The organism is Pseudomonas sp. B1-22 (assembly GCF_050474425.1).
In the GTDB taxonomy this organism is placed as follows: domain Bacteria; phylum Pseudomonadota; class Gammaproteobacteria; order Pseudomonadales; family Pseudomonadaceae; genus Pseudomonas.
The window spans coordinates 94,786-110,491 of record NZ_JBCHVH010000001.1 but is presented as its reverse complement, the minus strand read 5'-3'; the positions used below and the strand labels follow the sequence as shown (position 1 = coordinate 110,491).

The following is a 15,706-nucleotide window of genomic DNA, read 5'->3' as shown; positions in this document are numbered from 1 at the left end:
GCGGCGTCGGGAGGGGCGCCGGTCGTCACGTGGGCGGAGTCCGCTTACCTAGGCTGTTGTCTGAGCATGGGCAGGTCGTGAAATGGATAGCTCGAAGCATTCCGGTACGCCAAGTGCAGCACAACCGGGTCGCTCGGAGCCCGGTCTTTCCCCAACGAAAGTGCACCACCATCGTTTCCTGCTGCTATTCCTCTTCCTCCTGCCGCTGCTCGCCGCCATCGGCGCCGCGCTGCTGTATGAGGCGCGCACCTCCAAGCTGCAGGCGCGCGAGTTGGCGCGCTATGCCAGCGAGCTGACCTGGCAACTGGCACAAGGCCCCAGCAGCGCGGTGGTCTACCCGCAGAGCGGCCCCTTCGACCGCCGGCTGGGCTACCTGCAACTGCCGACCTTCCTCGACCGCCTGCACCAGCGCAACTTCATCACCCTGAGCCAGACGCGCTTCTCCGAACCGCTGATGCAGTACGCCGGCCACGGCCTGTTCCCGCCCTATCCCGAGAAGTCCCAGGCCGGGGTGGACATCGCCGACTGCCGCGGCCTGCCGATCTACAACTTCCGCTACCCGCAGAAGCTGTATGCCAACTTCGAGAGCATTTCCCCGCTGATCGTGCAGAGCCTGCTGTTCATCGAGAACCGCGACCTGCTGGACACCCAGCGCCCCTACCTGAACCCGGCCATCGACTGGAGCCGCTTCACCCAGGCCTCGCTGGCGCAGGTCGGCAAGCTGGTCGGCATGGGCAACCACGCCCCCGGCGGCAGCACCCTGGCCACGCAGATCGAGAAATACCGGCACTCCGAGGACGGCCGCACCAACTCCATCACCGACAAGCTGCGGCAGATGGCGTCGGCCAGCGTGCGCACCTACCAGGGCGGCGCCGAGAACCTGGCGGCGCGGCGCAACGTGGTGCTCACCTACCTCAACTCGGTGCCGCTTTCGGCGCAGCCGGGCTACGGCGAAGTCAGCGGTCTGCCGGACGGCCTGTGGATCTGGTACGGCGCCGACTACCAGCAGGTGAACCAGTTGCTCAACGCCCCGCCGGCCAGCGGTGTATCGCTGGCCGAACAGGGCAAGGCGCTGCGCCAGGTCGTCTCGCTGATGATCGCCCACCGCCGGCCGTCCTGGTACCTGGCGCGCGGCCGCGACCAGTTGTCCGGGCTGACCGACAGCTACCTGCGCCTGCTCGCCCAGTCCGGCATCATCGCGCCCTCGCTGAGCGATGCGGCGCTGAAGCAGCAACTGGTGTTCCGCGATCCACGCAACCAGCCCACCGTCACCCCGCTGGAGAACAACAAGGGCGTGACCCTGGCGCGTACCCGCCTGGCCGGGATGCTCGACGTGCCGTTGTATGACCTGGACCGCTTCGACCTCGCCTTCACCACCACCCTGCAGCATGAGCTGCAGGAGCAGGTCACCGCCTACCTGCGGCACCTCTCCGATCCGGAGTTCGCCGCACAGGTCGGCCTGTTCGGCGAGCACCTGCTGTCCGAGGACAAGACCAAGGATGTGCGCTACAGCTTCACCCTGTTCGAGCGCACCCCCAGCGGCAATAGGGTGCGCGTGCAGACCGACAACACCGAGCAGCCGTTTGACATCAACGAAGGCAGCAAGCTGGAGCTGGGTTCCACCGCCAAGCTGCGGGTACTCTCCACCTACCTGGAAACCATCGCCGACCTGCACGACCAGTACGCACCGATGAGCACCGCCGAGCTGAAGAAGGTGCAGGTGGAGCCGATCGATTTCCTCAGTCGCTGGGCCATCGACTACCTGATCGCCGCCAAGGACCGCAACCTGCCGGACATGCTCGCCGCAGCCATGCAGCGCAAGTATTCCGCCAGCCCCTACGAAGCCTTCTTCACCGGCGGCGGCATCCACACCTTCAACAACTTCCGCAAGGAGGACAACGGCCGCATCCCGACCGTCCAGGATGCCCTGCGCGAATCGATCAACCTGCCCTTCGTGCGCCTGCTGCGCGACCTGGTGCGGCACGACATGTACGCCAACGAAGGCAGCAAGGTCGCCGTGCTGGCCGACGACAAGGACCCGCGCCGCCAGGACTACCTCAACCGCTTCGTCGACAAGGAAAGCCAGGTCTACCTGCTGCGCTTCTGGCAGAAGTACAAGGGCAAGACCACCGACGACCGCCTCGACACCTTCCTCGACGGCCTGCGCGCCTGGCCGGTGCGGCTGGCGGCGATCCACCGCTACCTGCAACCGCAGGCGGACCTGCCGACCTTCACCACCTTCCTCCAGGACCGCCTGAAGAAAGGCAAGTACGTCGGCGAGAAGCTGACCGACAAGCGCATCGCCGACCTCTACACGCATTACGGGCCGGGCGCCTTCGACCTCAACGACCAGGGCTACGTCGCCCGCGTGCACCCGCTGGAACTCTGGCTGCTGGGCTATCTGCAGCGGCAGCCGGCGGCCACCTTCAACGACGCGGTGGCGGCCAGCGTGGCGGAGCGCAAGCAGGTCTACGGCTGGCTGTTCAAATCGCGGCACAAGTACGCACGGGACAAGCGCATCCGCATCATGCTGGAGGTGGAAGCCTTCCTCGACCTGCATGAGCAGTGGAAGCGCCTGGGCTATCCGTTCGACCACCTGGTGCCGTCGCTGGCCACCGCGCTGGGCAGCTCCGGCGACCGCCCGGCGGCCCTGGCCGAGCTGATGGGGATCATCCTCAACGATGGCGTACGCCTGCCGACCCTGCGCATCGACAGCCTGCGCTTCGCCGCCGACACGCCGTACGAAGCCAGCCTCGGCCCGCAATCGAACACCGGCCGCCAGGTGATGCGCTCGGAAGTGGCCCAGGCCCTGCGCACCGCGCTGTCCCAGGTGGTGGACGCCGGTACCGCGCGGCGCCTGTCCGGCAGCTTCAAGCTGGCCGACGGCAGCCCGCTGGTGATGGGCGGCAAGACCGGCACCGGCGACAACCGCATCGAGAGCGTGACCCGCAGCGGCTGGGTGAAGAGCTCCAAGGCGATGAACCGCACCGCGACCTTCGTGTTCTACCTCGGCCCACGGCACTTCGGCACCCTCACCGCCTACGTGGCCGGCAGCGAGTCGGACGGCTTCAAATTCACCTCGGCCTTGCCGGTGCAGGTGCTCAAGGGCATGGCGCCGATGCTGGCGAGCTATCTGGAACCGGGGATCAGCACTGGGTGCCAGCAACCGATCGATAACCTGCGGGTGAGCTGGCGGTAGGTAAACGCCATTGCCAGCCCTGTAGGAGCGAGCTTGCTCGCGAACAGCCGGACGCCATGAGTGCCCAGCAGGGTTCGCGAGCAAGCTCGCTCCTACGAAAAGCCCTGAGTTCGCCGGCCGGCGCCATCCACATCAAACGCCCCGGCGCTGATGCATCCCTGGATCTGTAGGAGCGGACTCCGTCCGCGATGAACCCCGGCGCAGGGCAAATCGCGGACGGAGTCCGCTCCTACGAAAAGCAGCACCCTATTTGCCCTGGACGGTCTTCACGTACAACGTCTCCACCTGCTCCCGCGCCCAGGGCGTGCGGCGCAGGAAGGTCAGGCTGGACTTGACGCTCGGATCGTTCTTGAAACAGCGGATATCGATGCGCTTGGCCAGCCCTTCCCAGCCGTACTGCTCGACCAGGCGGTTGAGGATGGCTTCCAGGGTCTTGCCGTGCAGCGGGTTCTTCGGTTTGTCGGTCATGTCGGTGTCGTCACGCGGAGAATGCGCGGCACCTTAACACCAAGCCGTCAGGCCCGCAGCCCGGCCACCCCGGCGACGATCAGCGTCACCGACACCAGCTTGGTCAGGGTCAACGCTTCGCCCAGCAACAGGAAGCCGAAGAACACCGTGCCCAGGGTGCCGATCGCGGTCCAGATCGGGTAGGCGATGCTCACCGGCAACTGGCGCATCGCCAGGGTCAGGAAGAAGATCCCGCCGAACACCGCGACCACCGTCACGGCGGTGGGCAACGGCCGGGTGAAGCCCTCGGCGTACTTCATCGACACCGCGAACATCACCTCGAACACCGCCGCCACCATCAGCATCGCCCAGGCCATCACGCCCTCACCCACTCGCTCTCGGCGAGATCGGCCAGTTCCCGCTCGGCCTGCCGGTAGGACGCCTGGAAGGCATCGGGATTGCCCTCCTCGCCTTCGGCGGCGATCACCCGCACATCCTCGATGCCGAGGAAGCCGAGCGCCACGCGTAGCCAGGCGTCGGCGTGGTTCATCCACTCCAGCGCCCCGCCCGGCCCCATGCCGGCACCGCCGCGGCTGGTGACGATCAGTGCCTTGCGCCCCTTGAGCAGCGGCTCGTATTCGGCCTCGCCGTCGTTCAGGTGCAGGTCGAAGGTGCGGCCGAGCCGGACGACCTGGTCGACCCAGGCCTTCAGGCCGCTGGGTACGCTGAAGTTGTACATGGGCGTGGAGATCACCAGCAGGTCATGGGCGAACAACTCGTCCACCAGTTCATCGCTGAGCGCCAGATCGGCCTGCATGGTCAGCGGACGATTCTCCGGCTCCGGGTAGAACGCCGCAGCGATGAAGGCTTCGTTCACGTGGGGCAGATCGGCGCGGCCAACTTCGCGACGGGCGACCTCGGCCTGCGGCAGCGCGGCGAGAAAACTCTCCGCCAGGCGCCGGGAATGAGAACGCTCGGCACGCGGGCTGGCATGAATGGCAAGAATCCTGCTCATCTGTAACTCCTCAAGTGGGTATACACTGCAGAGGTCTCGAATACGCCTCTGCCTTGCCGCTAAAGCTATTTTCCGACGGCCTTGCGGACAACTGAGGGAAACTCCACCGAGATGAATCCAGCTCATCCATGGAGCGCATCATGTTCGCCAACCTGCCCCTTCCCGCCCTGCGCACCTTCGAATCCGCCGCGCGCCAGTTGAGTTTCAAGGCCGCCGCCCAGGAACTGGCGGTGACACCCACGGCGGTGTCCCACCAGGTCCGCGCACTGGAGGACTGGCTGGGCCTGCCGCTGTTCGAGCGCCTGCCGCGCCAGGTGCGCCTGACCGAAGCCGGCGAACGGCTATTCCGCAGCCTGCACGGCGCTCTGCTGGAGGTGTCGCAATCGGTGAACAGCCTGCGTCCGCAACGCAGCGCCAGCAGCCTGACGATCTCCACCACGCCGGCCTTCGCCGCGCTCTGGCTGGTGCCGCGCCTGGGGCGCTTCTATGCCCGCCACCCGCACATTCGCCTGCGCCTGGACAGCCAGTGCGAACTGCTCGACCTGCAGCAGGACGCCAGCGTCGACCTGGCGATCCGCTACGGCTTCGGCGACTACCCGCGCATGCACAGCCAGTTCCTGCTGGACGAACGCTTCGCCGTGTACGGTGCGCCGGCCCTGGTCGCCACGGCAGACGTGGAGGTGCCGGAGATGATCAGCGTGCGCTGGCACAATTCCGAGCTCTACGAACGCGGCTGGAAGGCCTGGTGCAAGGTAGCCGGCGAGGAATGCCTGCTGGCCCAGGCGGTACAGCGCGAGTACGACGAGGAGTTCTACGCCCTGCAGGCAGCCATCGCCGGCCAGGGGCTGGTGCTGGCCAGCTCGCTGCTGGTGTCCGAATGCGTGGAGAAGGGATTGCTGGTGCCCTACCGCCCCGAGATCAACGTGCCCGGCGCCCGCTATACCGCGCTCTGTGTACCGGGCCGCGAGCGCCACGCGCCGGTCCGCGCCTTCCTCGACTGGCTGGCCGAGGAAGCGGCCCAGGCCGCCGATCCGCTGATCGACAACGCCGCCTGAGGCGGGTCGAGGTGTTTGCCGCTGCGCCCGCGCAGGTGGGCGTTCGCCGTGCACGGTGCGGCGGCCGTGGGTAGAATCACACCCGCCGCATCCCCCATACCTATAACGATTCCTCTTTGCCCGCCCGCACTCCGCCCCATCGGCTCCGGAGCGCACCGCGCATGGCCGGGGACTCGGCCTGAGCCCCACCTCACCTCAGGATTCCCATGAGCACCACGCAACCCGCCCACACCGGCAGCTGGCTGAGCGTCATCGCCCTGGCCCTTGCCGCCTTCATCTTCAACACCACCGAGTTCGTCCCGGTGGGCCTGCTCAGTGACATCGGCACGAGCTTCGACATGCGCCCGGAACAGACCGGACTGATGCTCACCCTCTACGCCTGGGTGGTCTCCCTCACCTCGCTGCCGCTGATGCTGCTCACCCGCAACATCGAACGGCGCCGCCTGCTGGTGGTGATCTTCTGCCTGTTCATCGGCAGCCACCTGCTCTCGGGTGTCGCCTGGAGCTTCAGCGTGCTGATGATCAGCCGCTTCGGCATCGCCTTCGCCCACGCGGTGTTCTGGTCGATCACCGCCTCGCTGGCGGTGCGCGTGGCGCCGCCCGGGCAGCAGGCGAAAGCTCTCGGCCTGCTCGCCACCGGCACCATCCTGGCCATGGTGCTGGGCATTCCGCTGGGCCGCGTACTGGGCGAAGCCATGGGCTGGCGGGCGACCTTCCTGGCCATCGCCGGCGTCTCGCTGGTGGTGGTGCTCTGGCTGGCGCGCTCGCTGCCGCTGCTGCCGAGCCAGAATTCCGGCTCCCTGCGCAGCCTGCCCGTGCTGCTGCGCCGGCCCGCACTCGTGTCGATGTACGTGCTCACCGTGCTGGTGATCACCGCGCAGTTCACCGCCTACAGCTATATCGAGCCCTTCGCGCGGGAAGTCGCGGCGCTGGACAGCCAGAAGACCACCCTGCTGCTCCTGCTGTTCGGCGGCGCCGGGCTGTTTGGCTCGATCCTCTTCAGCCGCTACAGCGAGCGCTTCCCGCGCGTGTTCCCCTGCGCCGCCATCGCCGTGCTCGGCGCCTGCCTGTTGCTGCTCCTGCCGCTGGCGCATTCGCCGTTCGCGCTGCTCGGCCTGAGCCTGTTCTGGGGTGCGGCGATCCTCTGCTTCGGCCTGGCGCTGCAAGCCAAGGTGCTGCAACTGGCCCATGACGCCACCGACGTGGCCATGGCGATGTTCTCCGGCCTGTACAACGTCGGCATCGGCGGCGGCGCGCTGCTCGGCAGCCGCGTGGCGGCGGGCGTGGGGCTGGAGTGGATCGGCTATGTCGGCGGCGCACTGGCGGTGGCCGGCCTGATGCTCTGCCTGTTCGCCTGCTGGCGCTATGCGGCGGCGCTCAGTAGAGGACACGTCTCCCACTGACGTGTAGGAGCGCGCCATGCGCGCGATCGCGGGCATGGCCCGCTCCTACAGGTAAATGCCGGCGCCAGAAACGAAAAAGGCCGCGCCCCTTTCGGGAGCGCGGCCTTCTTCATTCAGCGAAGACTCAGCGGCTGGTGGCCGGAGTGCCCTCGGGCAGATGCGCTTCCGCGTACTCGGCCTCGGCGGCCTCGAAACGCTGGATCATCGCCTTGGACGGAGCGGTGCCGATCAGGCTGAACACCACGATCGAAATGCTGGAGAGGATGAAGCCCGGAATGATCTCGTACAGGCCGAGCCAGCCGAACTGCTTCCAGACGATCACGGTGACCGCGCCGACGATGATGCCGGCCAGCGCGCCGTTGCGGGTCATGCCCTTCCACAGCACGGAGAACAGCACCAGCGGACCGAAGGCGGCGCCGAAACCGGCCCAGGCGTAGGACACCAGGCCCAGTACGCGGTTTTCCGGGTTGGCGGCCAGGGCGATGGCGATCAGCGCCACCAGCAGCACCATGGCGCGGCCGACCCAGACCAGTTCCAGCTGGCTGGCGTTCTTGCGCAGGAAGGCCTTGTAGAAGTCTTCGGTCAGCGCCGAGGAGCACACCAGCAGCTGGCAGCTCAGGGTGCTCATCACCGCAGCGAGGATGGCGGACAGCAGCACGCCGGCGATCCACGGGTTGAACAGGATCTTCGCCAGCTCGATGAAGATGCGCTCGTGGTTCTCGCCCACGGCGCCAGCCAGCTCCGGGTGCGCCTGGAAGTAGGCGATGCCGAAGAAGCCGACAGCGACGGCGCCGCCCAGGCAGAGGATCATCCAGGTCATGGAGATGCGGCGGGCAGCCGGGATCGACTTGACCGAGTCAGCGGCCATGAAGCGCGCGAGGATGTGCGGCTGGCCGAAATAGCCCAGGCCCCAGGCCATCAGCGAGATAACGCCGACGAAGGACGCGCCCTTGAGCATGTCGAAGTTGGCCGCGTCCTTCAGCTCGATGGCGGCGAAGGTCGGCTCGACGCCACCGGTGGCGAACAGCACGATGATCGGGGTGAGGATCAGCGCGAAGATCATCAGCGAGGCCTGCACGGTGTCGGTCCAGCTCACCGCCAGGAAACCACCGACGAAGGTGTAGGCGATGGTCGCGGCGGCACCGGCCCACAGGGCGGTCTCGTAGGACATGCCGAAGGTGCTTTCGAACAGGCGGGCGCCGGCGACGATGCCGGAGGCGCAGTAGATGGTGAAGAACACCAGGATCACCAGCGCGGAGATCACGCGCAGGATGCGGCTGTTGTCCTCGAAGCGGGTGCTGAAGTAGTCCGGCAGCGTCAGGGCGTTGCCGTTGTGCTCGGTGTGCACACGCAGGCGGCCGGCGACGAACAGCCAGTTCAGGTAGGCGCCGGCGATCAGGCCGATGGCGATCCAGCTTTCCGAGATGCCCGACAGGTAGATGGCGCCCGGCAGGCCCATCAGCAGCCAGCCGCTCATGTCCGAGGCACCGGCCGACAGCGCGGTGACGAAGCTGCCGAGGCTGCGGCCACCCAGGATGTAGTCGGAGAAGTTGTTGGTGGAACGATAGGCGGCCAAGCCGATCAGAACCATGGCAGCGATGTAGATCACGAAGGTGATCAGTGTTGGCGTGTTGACGCTCATGGGGACTCCCCTACAGCTTGTTTTTATCCAGGCCCGCTGGGTAATGCGGACCCTTGACTGGCAGAAGGCGCGGTTGGCGCCGACCGGTTAGCGCTTGCTCACAGGCAAACCGGGGTGCGCGTGGCGCCAACTGGCACCGAACCGCTACGCATCCCGACGCAGGCCCGCCATCGTCCTTGCTGGCGCATTCCTGCGGCCGCCGTCTCACCACGGCGACCTTCGTCCCGCACCTCGCGGGTAAGCGCGGTGCCGGACGTTTACCGGGCAGCGCCCGGCGATCCTTCAGGCGCCGAGGCCGGCGCCTGCACCCCGTTGAAACCCTGCACGCCACACGATACGGGGCCTGCGGCGGTATTCACCGGAGTCATGCAGAACTGTGTTCACGCGCGCATTGAGAAGCGGCAGGGGGTTGGCCGGCGCACGAGGGCGCGAATTGTACAGAAAGCAGGGGAGTCGATTGCGCCACTGGTCCGACCAGTGATGGCGCAAGGCCACAATCGGGCGCCAGGGGCCGGACCGTGGAGGGCATGACGCGGCCAGGTGCAGGCGCGCGGACAAAATCGGTGATGGGCATGCTGCCCCTCCCGCGTATATCGAGCTGGATGTTGTTCTTGGTTTGACCGGGTTGCACCTTGGAACACCAGCAACGCGGTTGGCGGACTCTATGGGTTGCACCTGTGGATTTCTTGCGAAAAACTCCGGATTTCTTGCAAAAGACTCCGGCATCGATACGGCATCGGCTGACCATCTGGTCAGCAATGACGCCGATTCAGCCAGGGAATTCAGCTGCGGCGCAGACTGCCCGGGGTCAGTCCCAGGTAGCGGCGCATGGTGGTGGTCAGCGCACTCTGGCTGGAGAAGCCGCACTCCCCCGCCACCCGCACCAGCGGCAGGTCGCTCTCGCGCAGCAGACGCGCGGCGCGATCCAGGCGCTGACGCAGCAGGTACTGATGGGGCGTGAGACCGACCTTATCCTTGAACTGCGCATGGAACTGGCTGGGACTCAGGCAGGCGACCTGCGCCAGCTCCGCCACCGTGATGCGCCGGGCGAGATGTTCGCCGATGTAGGCATCCAGCCGCGCCAGGTCCAGCGGCCCGCCACGCGGTGCGGCCACTTCGCCGAACAGCCTCAGGTGCAGGGCGCGCAGCAACACGCCGCCCAGGGCGCGGGCCAGCAGCGGGTCATTGCCATAGCGGGCGATCTCCGCGCCGGCGTAGCTGAGCAGGTTCTGGAAATCGGCATCCAGGGTCGGATAGCGCGGCGCCTCGAACAGGCGCGCCAGCAGGTCACGGTCCTGCTCGCTGGTACTGGCCTCGTCGAGGTCGACGATCAGCATCCGGTTGTCGCCCAGGCCGGCGAACTCGTGGCCCACCTCTCCCGGCACCAGGCAGGCGCGCATCCGGCAGACTTCGCCGCCCCGGCCCTCGACCTCGAACTCCGCGCGCCCACTGAGCGACATCACCAACTGGTGGTGGCCATGGGCGTGCTGATGGGTCTGATCGGACAGACAGGCGAGGCGGGTTTCGAACATGGCGCAATCTGATCAAATTTTGCGCATGTTACGTGAGTTGCACCTGCCTGCCCAGTTTCACCTCGTCGGGTTGCACCCGGTCAGCGCACGGCGCATGACTCAAGGCCGGCGCCCGGCGCAATCCCGGGCGAACTGCGCGGCGATCCGACCGGAGCGCGAACCACGATGAGTCGCCCAGCGGATCGCCGCCTGCTCCCACTCCGCCTGCTCCACGCCGCCCAGGCCGTGGTATTCGAGCCAGCGTGCGACGGCCTCCAGATACTGCTCCTGGCTGAAGGCATAGAAGGATATCCACAGGCCGAAACGCTCGGAGAGCGACACCTTCTCCTCCACCGCCTCGCCGGGGTGCAGCTCGCCACTCTCGCTGCGCTGGAAGGCCAGGTTGTCTTCGGCGCGCTCGGCCAGCAGGTGGCGGCGGTTGGAGGTGGCGTATATCAGCACGTTGCCGGACTGCCCGGCCACGGAGCCGTCGAGCACGGTTTTCAGGCCCTTGTAGCCGGTCTCGCCATCCTCAAAGGAGAGGTCGTCGCAGAACAGGATGAAGCGCTCGGGACGATGCCGGAGCAGGTCGATGATCTGCGGCAGGTCGGCCAGGTGTTCCTTGTCCACCTCGATCAGGCGCAGCCCTTCGGCCTGGAAGGCATGCAGGCAGGCCTTCATCAGCGAACTCTTGCCGGTGCCGCGCGCACCGGTGAGCAGTACGTTGTTGGCCGGGCGACCGGCGACGAACTGGCGGGTGTTCTGCTCGATCAGAGCCTTCTGTCGGTCAACGTTGCGCAAGTCGTCGAAGGCGATCAGTGCCGGCTCATGCACCGGCGTCAGGCGCGGCTGGCCCTGGCGGTACTCCCACAGGTGGGCGATGGCGCCCTCCTCCAGCGCCAGTGCAGGGCGTGGCGGCAGGGATTGTTCGAGCAGGCGGGCAATACGGGCCAGTTGCTCGGCAATTGCAGACATTTCAGTCATGGCGAAGATCATCGAAGCAGGAATGGGACTGGTCAGCAGCCTAGCGATGGACCAAAGTGGCCGTCTAACGATAAACAGGCAGCCAGATGCGTAAAAAGGACATCTCCGTCGATTCGGTGCCGAACCACGGGGACGAGCGAGCCGCCAGCCCGGTCGCCGCCGTCGCGCTCGACTTTCCCGACGGTCATGAAGTGCCCGCCCACAGCCATCACCGCGCGCAGCTGCTCTATGCGGTGCGCGGCGTATTGGTGGTGGGCAGCGCCAGCGGCCAGTGGGTGGTGCCGGACAATCGCGGCCTGTGGATACCCGCCGGCGTCGAGCACTGGACGCGCATGGTCGGCGACGTGCAGGTGCGCACCCTCTACGTGGAGCCGGACAGCGCCCCGCACCTGCCGCAGAGCTGCTGCGTGCTGGCGGTCTCGCCACTATTGCGCGAGCTGATCCTCGCCGCGCTGTCGATCAGTGGCGAGGTGACGCCGGACTCCCGCGACGGCCGTGTCCTCGGCCTGCTGCTGGACGAACTGCGCGAAGAGCCCGTGCTGCCGCTGCACCTGCCCCTGCCGGCGCATCCGCGCTTGCGCACGCTGTGCCAGGCGATTCAGCGCCAGCCCGGCGAGAATGCCGGCCTGGCCGACTGGGCCGGGCGGATGAACGTCGACAGCAAGACGGTGCAACGCTGGTTCCTCCGCGAGACCGGGCTGACCTTCGGCCAATGGCGCCAGCAGGCGCGTCTGCTGGCCGCCCTGGAGCGCCTGGCCCAGGGCGAGAGCGTGCTGAGCGTGGCGCTGGAAGTGGGCTACAGCACGCCGAGCGCCTTCAGCGCCATGTTCAGCCGCCAGTTCGGCCGGCCGCCCAGCGATTTCCTGCGGCCGCTAATCCGGCGGTAAGCAATCTCCTGCAACATCCCCTCGACGCATCCACTCGAATCATGGGATTGAAACCCCGCCTCCGCTTCCCCATCTAGACTGTCATGTCCTATCAGTCAGGTGCCTCATGAGCGACCACGACGAGATTCACGATATCCATAGCGCCGAAGAGGTCAGCAACACCGGGCTGGTTCTGCCCGGCCAGAACCTGCCGACCACGGTCTATGTCATCCCGATCCACAACCGCCCGTTCTTCCCGGCGCAGGTGCTGCCGGTGATCGTCAACGAGGAGCCCTGGGCGGAAACCCTTGAGCTGGTGGCCAAGACCGACCACCACAGCCTGGCGCTGTTCTTCATGGACAATCCGCCGGAAGACCCGCGCCACTTCGACCCCAACAGCCTGCCCGAACACGGCACGCTGGTGCGCGTGCACCACGCCAGCCGCGAGGGCGGCAAGCTGCAGTTCGTCGCCCAGGGCCTGTCGCGGGTGCGCATCCGCGGCTGGATCAAGCGCCATCGCCCGCCCTTCCTGGTGGAAGTGGACTACCCGCACACGCCCAGCGACCCGAGCGACGAGGTGAAGGCCTACGGCATGGCCCTGATCAACGCGATCAAGGAGCTGCTGCCGCTCAACCCGCTGTACAGCGAAGAACTGAAGAACTACCTGAACCGCTTCAACCCCAACGACCCGTCGCCGCTCACCGACTTCGCCGCCGCGCTGACCACCGCGCCCGGCACCGAGCTGCAGGGCGTGCTGGACACCGTGCCGATCCTCAAGCGCATGGAGAAGGTCCTGCCGCTGCTGCGCAAGGAGGTGGAAGTCGCGCGCCTGCAGAAAGAGCTGTCCGCCGAGGTCAACCGCAAGATCGGCGAGCGCCAGCGCGAGTTCTTCCTCAAGGAACAGCTGAAGATCATCCAGCAGGAACTGGGCATCACCAAGGACGACAAGAGCGCCGACTCCGACGAATTCCGTGCCCGTCTGGAAGGCAAGGTCCTGCCTGAGCAGGCGCAGAAGCGCATCGAGGAGGAGCTGAATAAGCTGTCGATCCTTGAGACCGGCTCGCCCGAGTACGCCGTCACCCGCAACTACCTGGACTGGGCCACCTCGGTGCCCTGGGGCCTGCTGGGCACCGACAAGCTCGACCTGAAACACGCGCGCAAGGTGCTCGACAAGTACCATTCCGGCCTCGACGACGTGAAGGACCGCATCCTCGAATTCCTCGCCGTGGGCGCTTTCAAGGGCGAGATCGCCGGCTCCATCGTGCTGCTGGTCGGCCCGCCCGGCGTGGGCAAGACCAGTATCGGCAAGTCCATCGCCGAGAGCCTGGGGCGGCCGTTCTACCGCTTCAGCGTCGGCGGCATGCGCGACGAGGCAGAGATCAAGGGCCACCGCCGCACCTACATCGGCGCCCTGCCCGGCAAGCTGGTGCAGGCGCTGAAGGAAGTCGAGGTGATGAACCCGGTGATCATGCTCGACGAGATCGACAAGCTCGGCAGCAGCTACCAGGGCGACCCTGCCTCGGCGCTGCTGGAGACGCTCGATCCGGAGCAGAACGTCGAGTTCCTCGACCATTACCTGGACCTGCGCCTGGACCTGTCCAAGGTGCTGTTCGTCTGCACCGCCAATACCCTGGACTCGATCCCCGGCCCGCTGCTCGACCGCATGGAAGTGATCCGCCTCTCCGGGTACATCGGCGAGGAAAAACTGGCCATCGCCAAGCGCCACCTGTGGCCCAAGCAACTGGAGAAGGCCGGCGTGCCGAAGAGCCGCCTGTCGATCAACGACGCCGCCCTGCGCGCGGTGATCGAGGGCTATGCCCGCGAGGCCGGGGTGCGCCAACTGGAAAAAGTGCTGGGCAAGCTGGTGCGCAAGTCGGTGGTGAAGCTGCTGGAAGACCCGGAGTCTGTGGTGAAGATCGGCGCCAAGGACCTGGAGGACTACCTCGGCATGCCGGTGTTCCGCACCGAACAGCTGCTCTCCGGCATCGGCGTGATCACGGGGCTGGCCTGGACCAGCATGGGCGGCGCGACCCTGCCCATCGAAGCGACGCGCATCCACACGCTCAACCGTGGCTTCAAGCTCACCGGCCAGTTGGGTGACGTGATGAAGGAGTCGGCGGAAATCGCCTACAGCTATATCAGCTCGCACCTGAAGCAGTACGGCGGCGACACCAGCTTCTTCGACCAGGCCTTCGTCCACCTGCACGTGCCCGAGGGCGCCACGCCCAAGGACGGTCCCAGTGCCGGGGTCACCATGGCCAGCGCCCTGCTGTCCCTGGCGCGCAACCAGGCACCGAAGAAGGGCGTGGCCATGACCGGCGAGCTGACCCTCACCGGCCAGGTGCTGCCGATCGGCGGTGTGCGCGAGAAGGTCATCGCCGCGCGCCGGCAGAAGATCTTCGAGCTGATCCTGCCGGAAGCCAACCGGGGCGACTTCGAGGAACTGCCGGAGTACCTCAAGGAGGACATCACCGTGCACTTCGCCAAGCGTTTCGGCGATGTGGCCAAGGTGTTGTTCCCGGGCTGATCGCCCAGCGTCTAGCTGGTCGCGGGCATGGCCCGCTCCTACACTCGGATTCAACCTGTAGGAGCGGGCCATGCCCGCGATGCTCTTGCTCCTTGTAGGGCGGATAACGCCTCAAGCGTTATCCGCCGTCTTGCTCGGGGTTCATGCGCCGCTTCGGCGTGTGCTGGGAGATTTTGTTTCGCCCCCTCGGGCGACCTCCTTTGGCAAACGACGGATGGCCGCCCCACCCAAAGAAGGCAAAGGTCTTGCCCCTGTCATCCGGCTTTTCGCTTAGGCGAAAAATCCCCTCATTGAAAGGGGCGGCCCGGTGTGTGCGGTAGTTTCTCTGGAAGTCCTGAAGAGCTAAAACGGAGCGGCGATGCTTTTGTAGGAGCGGACCTTGTCCGCGAAATCCATCGAGGATGAATCCGCCCCTACAAGGAAGTGCCGCTGTCTCGTGCCTGCGTAGGAGCGGACTCCGTCCGCGATGCTTTTTGTGGGCGCTCATCCTGCAACGTGGGTGCAGTGGCTAGCCTTCGCGGACAGGGTCCGCTCCTACGCCGGGCAACACCGGACAGTCTTCTCTCTCCCTCCGATTGCGATATCCTGCGGCCAGTCTGGTCCCCACCCCAGGAGTCGTCATGCCGTCGTACCGCCTGTTGCTCCCCTTCTCCCTGGCCCTGCTCGCCGGCTGCGCCGGGCAGTCCAAACCCGTGGTCACCCTGGAAGACGCCAGTGACTGCAAACCCCTGAAGCTGCACGAAGGCCAGGAACTGGTGCTGATCCTGCCGAGCAACCCCACCACCGGGTTCCGCTGGGAAATGCGCAATGCCGCCAACGGCCTGCTGCAAAGCCTCGGCCCGGAGGTCTACAGCAATCCGGAAGACGCGGGCCTGGTCGGCAGCGCTGGCGAATCTACCTGGCGCTTCCGCGTCACCGGCACCGGCGAGGACAAACTGGAACTGGCCTACCGCCGCCCCTGGGAGGCGGAAGTCGCGCCCGCGCAGACCTTCGTCTGCCCCATTGCCGTGCGCTGAGCCGACGCAGCAGAGATCCGGCGCCATAAGCCACTCGCACT

The 15,706-nt window shown here is 66.5% G+C and carries 12 protein-coding genes; 6 read left to right on the top strand and 6 right to left on the bottom strand.

Annotated elements, in window-relative coordinates; translation table 11 throughout:
* Positions 1-82: 82 nt before the first annotated feature.
* Positions 83-3,199, top strand: coding sequence for a transglycosylase domain-containing protein (locus ACQ5BL_RS00450; RefSeq protein ID WP_430292759.1), 3,117 nt, complete (start codon positions 83-85; stop codon positions 3,197-3,199).
* Between the two features lie 246 nt (positions 3,200-3,445).
* On the opposite strand, the gene ACQ5BL_RS00445 is transcribed toward ACQ5BL_RS00450, so the two are convergent.
* The 3 genes from ACQ5BL_RS00445 to ACQ5BL_RS00435 are packed head-to-tail and all read right to left on the bottom strand — an operon-like array spanning position 3,446 to position 4,661.
* Positions 3,446-3,667: a VF530 family DNA-binding protein gene (locus tag ACQ5BL_RS00445; protein ID WP_243806047.1), complete on the bottom strand. Its 222-nt coding sequence runs from the start codon at positions 3,665-3,667 to the stop codon at positions 3,446-3,448.
* A gap of 47 nt (positions 3,668-3,714) precedes the next feature.
* On the bottom strand, positions 3,715-4,023 hold the full coding sequence (locus ACQ5BL_RS00440; protein WP_243806048.1) for a DMT family transporter: 309 nt from the start codon (positions 4,021-4,023) through the stop codon (positions 3,715-3,717).
* Positions 4,023-4,661 (bottom strand): FMN-dependent NADH-azoreductase, encoded by a 639-nt coding sequence (locus ACQ5BL_RS00435; protein WP_243806050.1) that lies wholly within the window; start codon positions 4,659-4,661, stop codon positions 4,023-4,025. Before ACQ5BL_RS00435 ends, ACQ5BL_RS00440 begins: the two co-directional genes overlap by 1 nt.
* 140 nt (positions 4,662-4,801) lie before the next feature.
* Between ACQ5BL_RS00435 and ACQ5BL_RS00430 the strand changes: the two genes are divergently transcribed.
* Together ACQ5BL_RS00430 and ACQ5BL_RS00425 are read left to right on the top strand one after the other, a co-directional pair.
* Positions 4,802-5,716: a LysR substrate-binding domain-containing protein gene (locus tag ACQ5BL_RS00430; RefSeq protein ID WP_430292758.1), complete on the top strand. Its 915-nt coding sequence runs from the start codon at positions 4,802-4,804 to the stop codon at positions 5,714-5,716.
* Between the two features lie 206 nt (positions 5,717-5,922).
* Complete coding sequence (locus ACQ5BL_RS00425) at positions 5,923-7,119, top strand: sugar transporter (protein WP_243806054.1); 1,197 nt, start codon at positions 5,923-5,925, stop codon at positions 7,117-7,119.
* Positions 7,120-7,243: 124 nt separating this feature from the next.
* On the opposite strand, the gene putP is transcribed toward ACQ5BL_RS00425, so the two are convergent.
* The 3 genes from putP to ACQ5BL_RS00410 all read right to left on the bottom strand — a co-directional run bounded on the left by putP (position 7,244) and on the right by ACQ5BL_RS00410 (position 11,256).
* A complete protein-coding gene (putP, locus tag ACQ5BL_RS00420) occupies positions 7,244-8,761 on the bottom strand; it encodes a sodium/proline symporter PutP (protein ID WP_207885269.1) in 1,518 nt (505 codons plus the stop codon).
* 782 nt (positions 8,762-9,543) lie between these two features.
* Positions 9,544-10,293, bottom strand: coding sequence for a helix-turn-helix domain-containing protein (locus ACQ5BL_RS00415; protein WP_207885270.1), 750 nt, complete (start codon positions 10,291-10,293; stop codon positions 9,544-9,546).
* Between the two features lie 99 nt (positions 10,294-10,392).
* Positions 10,393-11,256 (bottom strand): ATP-binding protein, encoded by an 864-nt coding sequence (locus tag ACQ5BL_RS00410; protein WP_430292757.1) that lies wholly within the window; start codon positions 11,254-11,256, stop codon positions 10,393-10,395.
* Positions 11,257-11,342: 86 nt separating this feature from the next.
* Between ACQ5BL_RS00410 and ACQ5BL_RS00405 the strand changes: the two genes are divergently transcribed.
* The 3 genes from ACQ5BL_RS00405 to ACQ5BL_RS00395 all read left to right on the top strand — a co-directional run bounded on the left by ACQ5BL_RS00405 (position 11,343) and on the right by ACQ5BL_RS00395 (position 15,665).
* Positions 11,343-12,143 (top strand): AraC family transcriptional regulator, encoded by an 801-nt coding sequence (locus tag ACQ5BL_RS00405; RefSeq protein ID WP_243806058.1) that lies wholly within the window; start codon positions 11,343-11,345, stop codon positions 12,141-12,143.
* 106 nt (positions 12,144-12,249) lie between these two features.
* The gene (gene lon, locus ACQ5BL_RS00400) at positions 12,250-14,649 is read left to right on the top strand and encodes an endopeptidase La (RefSeq protein WP_243806059.1); all 2,400 of its coding nucleotides are present in this window, start codon (positions 12,250-12,252) and stop codon (positions 14,647-14,649) included.
* A 620-nt stretch (positions 14,650-15,269) separates the two neighbouring features.
* Positions 15,270-15,665, top strand: coding sequence for a protease inhibitor I42 family protein (locus ACQ5BL_RS00395; RefSeq protein WP_207887194.1), 396 nt, complete (start codon positions 15,270-15,272; stop codon positions 15,663-15,665).
* Positions 15,666-15,706 lie beyond the last annotated feature (41 nt).